Below are 6,333 nucleotides of genomic sequence, written 5' to 3'. Positions count from 1 at the left end.
GGCACACCCCGGCCGCAACACCCGCATCGCGCGGCGTCCGCGCCCGCCACGGGTCCGTCCGGCACGCCCCGGCCGCGACACCCCCGGCATACGGCCCGCCGCGTCAGGCATGCATGGCGTCGCGAACCGCGTGGCCCTTGGGGCCGGGCCGTCATGCGCGCGTGGCGTCCTGCCATGCCGACTCGCGCAGCAGACGCAGACCGTTGAGGCCGACCAGGACCGTGGAGCCCTCGTGGCCCGCGACCCCGAGGGGCAGTGGCAGATGCCACGCCAGGTCCCAGACCACCAGCGCGCCGATGCACACGGACGCGATCGTCAGATTCTGCACGACCAGACGGCGAGCCCGCCGTGAGAGTGCCACGACGGCGGGGAGGGCGGCCGGTTCGTCGCGTACGACGACGGCGTCCGCACTCTCCAGCGCCAGGTCGGAGCCTGCCCTGCCCATCGCGATTCCGGCACTCGCGGCGGCCAGCGCCGGGGCGTCGTTGACGCCGTCGCCGACGACGAGGACCTTGTCGCCCGCCCGCTCCCACTCCCGTACCGCCGCGACCTTGTCCTCGGGCAGCAGGGCGGCCCGGACGTCGCCGATGCCGACCTCTTCGGCGACTCGCGCCGCCGCCCGTGGGTTGTCGCCGGTCAACAGCGCCGGTCCCCTGCCGGTCAGCCGGGCGAGGGCGGCGACGGCCTCGGAAGCGCCGGCCCGCAGGCGGTCCTCGATCGCCAGGACCGCGACGGGTTCGCCGTCCGCCACGACGACGACCGCCGTGCGGCCGTCGGCCTCTGCGGCCGTGACGGCCGGGCACTCGTCGGTGAGCAGTGCCGCGGGGCTTCCGACCCGCACCTCCCGGCCGCGGACGAGCGCCGAGACACCCCGGCCCGGCGCCGAGTCGAACCCCCGGGCGTGCGGCAGCGGCAGTCCGCGTTCGCGGGCGGCCGCGACGACGGCCCGGCCGAGGGGGTGCTCGCTGTGCAGCTCCGCCGCCGCGGCGAGCGCCAGGGCCGTGTCCTCGTCGAGGCCGGCCGCGGGCAGCAGCCGCACCCCTGCGACGCGGGGCGCTCCTTCGGTCAGGGTGCCGGTCTTGTCGAGTGCGACCCGGGTGACGGAGCCCAGACGCTCCATCGCCACGGCGGACTTGACGAGCACTCCGTGGCGGCCCGCGTTGGCGATGGCGGACAGCAGGGGCGGCATGGTGGCGAGCACGACGGCGCACGGCGACGCGACGATCATGAACGTCATGGCGCGCAGCAGCGTGCCGGTGAAGTCGGCGCCGAAGGTGAGCGGTACGGCGACCAGCGCGACCGTGACAGCCACCACGCCGGCGGAGTACCGCTGTTCGATCTTTTCGATGAACAGCTGCGTGGGCGCCTTGGTCGCGCTCGCTTCCTCGACCATGGCCACGATCCGCGCGATCACCGACTCGGCCGCGTCCGCCTCGACGCGGACGCTCAGGGAGCCGGTGCCGTTGAGGGTGCCCGCGAAGACGGAGTCGCCGGCTGCGCGGTCGACGGGGAGCGGCTCTCCCGTGATCGTCGCCTGGTCGACCTCACTGGCACCTTCCACCACGGTCCCGTCCACCGGCAGCCGTTCACCGGGACGCACGAGGACGGTGTCGCCGACCCGCAGGTCGGCGACCGGCACCACCTGTTCAGCGCCGTCGACGAGGCGGACGGCCTGCGCGGGCGCGAGGTCGAGGAGGCCGCTGACGGAGTCGGCGGTGCGCCGGGTCGCGAGCGCCTCCAGCGCGCCGGACACGGCGAAGATGACGATGAGCAGGCCGCCGTCGAGGAACTGTCCGATCGCCGCGGCTCCGAGGGCGGCCACGACCATCAGCAGGTCCACGTCGAGGGTCTTCTCACGCAGGGCCCGGAGACCCGCCCAGCCCGGTTCCCAGCCACCGGCCGCGTAGCACAGGGCATAGAGGGGGCCCCAGGCCCATGCCGGAGCACCCCCGAGGTCGAGTGGCAGCGCGCAGAGGAACGCGGCGGCGGAGAGCGCCGCCCACCGGACCTCGGGGAGCGCGAACAGCCGGGTCCGCCGTCGTCCCGGCACTGCGGACCGCGGGGCGACGGGTACCGCGTCGCGCACCGGCGCGGCTGTCGGGGGCAACGGGGAAGCCATGGGGGCACACCTCTTCCTCGGGTTCCGCGCGGGCGCGGAACGGAACGCCACCACCATAGCGGAACACATGAAGAGCTCTTCATTCATACGTCGGGGCGCGCGGCTACGATGTGCACCATGGGACACGGAGTCAGCGGCGGGACCACCCCGGCCGCCCACTTGGACGCGGACTCCGCAGCCACCATCGCCGCGACCCTGCAGGCGCTCGCCACGCCGTCACGCCTGATGATCCTCACGCGGCTTCGCCAGGGACCGTGCGGAGTCACCGAATTGGCGGAGGCGGTCGACATGGAGCAGTCCGCCGTCTCCCACCAGCTGCGGCTGCTGCGGGCGCTGAGCCTGGTCACCGGCACCCGGCACGGCCGCCGCATCGAGTACAGCCTCTACGACAACCATGTCGCCCAGCTTCTCGACGAGGCCGTCTACCACATCGAACATCTGCGGCTGGGCTCCCGCGACCTGCCGGGGACCGCCGGCACGGACGACGACAGCGCCGACGGTGGGCGCCCGGCCCGCACCGGCTGAGGACCGGGACGAACGCACGACGGGCGGCAGACCGAACCACGCATCGGGCCGCTACGGGTGCGCGGTCGCCGCCAGGGCGAGCTGATGCGGTGCTTCCACGCGATGGCCTCGAGCGTTCGGCGGTGATCGGCCCACCGCCGCCCACGGACCGGATCGGCCGGCATCAGCGGCTCGATCCGCTCCCACATCGCATCAGTGATCACCAATCGGACGGACACAATCCGATCAACTGACCAACCCAACGAAGAGACACGCGTTAGGGGTGCGACAGGATTGGCCGCCAGGTATACGTGGCCAACGGGTCGGCGGCGCGGTCGTGGTCGTCGGAGCAGGGCGCCGTTGTGCCCTGGGAGAGGTTGCGGAGGGTGCGGCCGGTGTGGACGGAGTCGTCGTAGGCGGCCCGGTGGACGGTGTGCCGTTCGGTCAGCCTGAGCGTGTGCCTCACGTAGCTTTCCGCTCCGGAGCCCTACCGTGACCCCATGACGAGACATCAGGACATGGGGCAGCGAGCAGCCGTGGTGCTCTGTGTGACAGCGGCGCTGATGGGACCGGGAAGCCTGGCCGGCGCATCCGCCGGGTCGCCGGCAGCCGGGCCGTTCCCGCGGCACGATGCCCTCGTTTACGTCGCCAACCTCCACTCCGACACGGTGTCGGTCGTCGACGCCGTCACCGGCATGGTCGTGGGCAGCGTTCCCGTCGGGGACGGACCGGACAGCGTGGCCGTCAGCCCGGACGGCTCCCGCGTCTACGTCACCGCGGCGGACACCGTATCGGTGATTGACGCCCGCACCCGGACGGTCATCGCCACCGTCGCCGTCGGGGACGAACCGAGCAGAGTGACCGTCTCTCCTGACCACCGGAACGTCTACGTCGCCAACGTCGGGTCGGACAACGTGTCGGTGATCAGCACCCGCACCCGATCCGTGACGGACACCATCGCGGTGGGCGATGCCCCGCTGGGCATGGCGGTGACTCCCGACGGATGCACCCTGTACGTCGCCAACGCCGCGTCCGGCACCGTCTCGGTGGTCCGGACCGCCACCGGAACGGTCACGGGCACCGTCCCCGTCGGCAGCGGACCGACCGCCCTGGTGCTTACCCCCGATGCCCGGCACCTGTACGTCTCCAACCTGACCTCGGACGACGTGTCGGTGGTCGACGTTCACGACGGCGCGGAATCGGACCGCATCCCGGTCGGGGACCAGCCTGCGGGAATCGGGGTGCGACCGGATGGCCGCCAGGTATACGTAGCCAACCTCGGGTCCGACAACGTGTCCGTGATCAGCACCCGCGGCCGTGCCGTCACCGACACCGTCGCAGTGGGCGACGGCCCCAACGGCCTCGCTGTCAGCCCGGGCGGTTCCCTGGTCTACGTCAGCAACTTCGACTCGGACACCCTCTCGGTCATCGACACCTCGACAGCCCGCGCAGCGGACACAGTGGCCGTGGGCGACGGTCCGACCGGCGTGGCAGCGGCACAAGGAAAGAAGGCCTGAGAGACTGCTTGATCATGCGGCGATCACCCCGGCCTGGCGCGACGACCCCCGAGCTGCCGAACGCGGACGACCGGCCACCACGGCCCACCGACGAGGGCCCCGACTTCAGCCGGCTGGGGGCCGCTGCACCCTCCTACGCCCCTTCGAGCCGCGACAGTACGAGGGCCAGCGGCAGTGTCACGACGGCGAGCGCGAGTCCCGCCGCGGCCAGCCCGATGCGAATCTCCCGCTTGCCACGAATCCCCAAGTAGGCGGCGATCAGCGGAAGCACACAGCACAGAAGCATGCTGAAGCGCCAGCCTTCCTCCCTGAGGAAGAAGACCATCGCGCCCACACAGACCGGGACCGACACAACGGTCATCACACGGCTGCGCGAAAGGAACAGCTCGAGGTCCTCGACTCCGCTGAAGAAACTCATGCCCCGGTCCCTGTCCCCTTCACCGCCCGTCCTCAGGTGATCGTAGCGACCGGTCCCACCCGGCACCTACCGCCCACCGGCGGATACCCGCCGGCGCAGGGCTGGGGCGACAGGAAGATCGACGTCTTACCAGGCCACGGCACCATCAGCGGATGCCGACACTGCGGCACGCCCCCCGCCCCCGCGCACCTACCCGTCGTACAGACTCCTTGCTCACTGCGGAGCAGAGGCCCCACGACGGTAAGACCGAGACGTTCGACGCCCGAATCATCACCCCTGAACGCCTTTGCCTGGCCCTCTACTTCGCGAAAGCCGCCTACCGGTCTCTCCGCCACCCGGACCGACCAGACGGGCCGATCCGGCGGGGCGCGCGGACACTTGGGGGCATGTCCGCTCCCCGCCGCCCCTGCCCCGCGTGCCGCCGCGAGATCGCCGTTGTGGCGGGTCGGTTCGCCCGTCACGACCTGCCGGGTCCCGGGCGGGGGCGGAGCTGGTGTCCTGCCCCGGGTCGAGGCGGCAGGCGCCGCTCGATCCCGCGCTTCAGCCCTCACTCGACGGCATTTTCGATCACGACTTCCCGGGGCAGCTGCCGCTGTTCTGAGCCGCGGCGGCCGCCCTTGCCGAGCCGGGGCGGGCCCGCTCGGCGGAATAGACCTCGCACCACGGTGTCCGCATGCTGTCAGGGCAGGACAGCACCCCCTGTCACCAGGTAGATTGGTCTACACCACTGGGCGTATTCAGAGACAGGGATCTTCGTGGAAGTTGTCATCGTTCCGGATTCCGCCGCGGGCGGCGAGCTCATCGCCGAAGCCATGGCCGACCTGCTGCGACGCAAGCCCGACGCCCTTCTCGGCGTCGCCACGGGTTCGACCCCGCTCCCGGTCTACCAGGCCCTCACGGCCAAGGTCGGCGACAAGGAGGTGGACGCCTCCCGGGCCCGCATCTGCCAGCTCGACGAGTACGTCGGTCTGCCCTCGGGGCACCCCGAGTCGTACCGCTCCGTGGTGCTGCGCGAGGTCGTCGAACCGCTCGGGCTGAACGAGGGCTGCTTCATGGGCCCCGACGGCTCGGCCGAGGACGTCGCCGCCGCCTGCGTCGCCTACGACCGCGCCCTCGCGGAGGCAGGCGGTGTGGACCTCCAGCTGCTGGGCATCGGCACCGACGGTCACATCGGCTTCAACGAGCCGTGCTCCTCGCTCGCCTCCCGCACCCGTATCAAGACACTCACCGAGCGGACCCGCGTCGACAACGCCCGCTTCTTCGACGGCGACATCGCGCAGGTCCCCCACCACGTCATCACCCAGGGCATCGGCACCATCCTGGAGGCACGCCACCTGGTGCTCCTCGCCACCGGGGCCGCGAAGGCGGACGCCGTGGCGCGTGCCGTCGAGGGGCCTCTGTCGGCCATGGTCCCGGCCTCGGCCCTGCAACTGCACCCGCACGCCACCGTGGTGGTCGACGAGGCGGCGGCGGCCGGCCTGAAGCTCGCCGACTACTTCCGCGCGACGTACGCGGCCAAGCCGAAGTGGCAGGGCATCTGAGAGGGCGTCTCACACCGGCGCCCGGCCCGCACCCTGGGCATCCGGCCGATGACCGCCCGACGCACCCCCGAGCACGGATCCGGCCTGGGCGCACAGCGGTGCGTTGTCGAACGAGGCCACCTGACGGCCGGTGAAATCCAGGCACCGTCCGAGGCGCCCTCGTAGACGCCTGTCGCACGGTCGAAGTAGGCGGTGATACGAGTGGTGTCCTCCTCGAGGGCCATCACCCCGGAC

At 71.9% G+C, this 6,333-nt stretch carries 6 protein-coding genes and 3 pseudogenes; 5 read left to right on the top strand and 4 right to left on the bottom strand.

Annotated features, from left to right (window positions below; all coding sequences use genetic code 11):
- Window positions 1-151 precede the first annotated feature (151 nt).
- A complete protein-coding gene (locus ABZ070_RS34575; RefSeq protein ID WP_356639836.1) occupies window positions 152-2,119 on the bottom strand; it encodes a heavy metal translocating P-type ATPase in 1,968 nt (655 codons plus the stop codon).
- A 117-nt stretch (window positions 2,120-2,236) separates the two neighbouring features.
- On the opposite strand from ABZ070_RS34575, the gene ABZ070_RS34570 reads away from it, so the two are divergent.
- Entirely contained in the window at window positions 2,237-2,644 is a 408-nt protein-coding gene (locus tag ABZ070_RS34570; RefSeq protein ID WP_356639834.1) for a metalloregulator ArsR/SmtB family transcription factor, read from the top strand.
- Here the strand turns inward: ABZ070_RS34570 and ABZ070_RS34565 are convergent.
- Both ABZ070_RS34565 and ABZ070_RS34560 read right to left on the bottom strand, forming a co-directional pair.
- Window positions 2,637-2,862 (bottom strand): annotated as a pseudogene (locus ABZ070_RS34565) (transposase); the annotation flags it as partial. The gene ABZ070_RS34570 and the pseudogene ABZ070_RS34565 overlap by 8 nt on opposite strands.
- A 38-nt stretch (window positions 2,863-2,900) precedes the next feature.
- Complete coding sequence (locus tag ABZ070_RS34560; RefSeq protein WP_356639832.1) at window positions 2,901-3,089, bottom strand: hypothetical protein; 189 nt, start codon at window positions 3,087-3,089, stop codon at window positions 2,901-2,903.
- A gap of 34 nt (window positions 3,090-3,123) precedes the next feature.
- On the opposite strand from ABZ070_RS34560, the gene ABZ070_RS34555 reads away from it, so the two are divergent.
- Complete coding sequence (locus tag ABZ070_RS34555; protein ID WP_356639830.1) at window positions 3,124-4,140, top strand: beta-propeller fold lactonase family protein; 1,017 nt, start codon at window positions 3,124-3,126, stop codon at window positions 4,138-4,140.
- A gap of 133 nt (window positions 4,141-4,273) precedes the next feature.
- Here the strand turns inward: ABZ070_RS34555 and ABZ070_RS34550 are convergent, their stop codons facing one another.
- Window positions 4,274-4,558 carry a hypothetical protein gene (locus tag ABZ070_RS34550; RefSeq protein ID WP_356639828.1) on the bottom strand — a complete coding sequence of 95 codons (285 nt, stop codon included), beginning with the start codon at window positions 4,556-4,558 and terminating at the stop codon, window positions 4,274-4,276.
- A 386-nt stretch (window positions 4,559-4,944) separates the two neighbouring features.
- Between ABZ070_RS34550 and ABZ070_RS34545 the strand changes: the two are divergent.
- The 3 genes and pseudogenes from ABZ070_RS34545 to ABZ070_RS34535 form a co-directional block, all read left to right on the top strand.
- Window positions 4,945-5,159 (top strand): annotated as a pseudogene (locus ABZ070_RS34545) (hypothetical protein).
- A gap of 154 nt (window positions 5,160-5,313) precedes the next feature.
- Window positions 5,314-6,099: a glucosamine-6-phosphate deaminase gene (gene nagB / locus ABZ070_RS34540; RefSeq protein ID WP_356639826.1), complete on the top strand. Its 786-nt coding sequence runs from the start codon at window positions 5,314-5,316 to the stop codon at window positions 6,097-6,099.
- 12 nt (window positions 6,100-6,111) lie between these two features.
- A pseudogene (locus ABZ070_RS34535) lies at window positions 6,112-6,219 on the top strand (IS5/IS1182 family transposase); the annotation flags it as partial.
- Between the last annotated feature and the right edge of the window lie 114 nt (window positions 6,220-6,333).

Source organism: Streptomyces sp. NPDC006283, assembly GCF_040613325.1.
In the GTDB taxonomy this organism is placed as follows: Bacteria; Actinomycetota; Actinomycetes; order Streptomycetales; family Streptomycetaceae; genus Streptomyces.
Note: the sequence above shows the minus strand (reverse complement) of the source record. Positions and strands in the feature narration are given on the sequence as shown.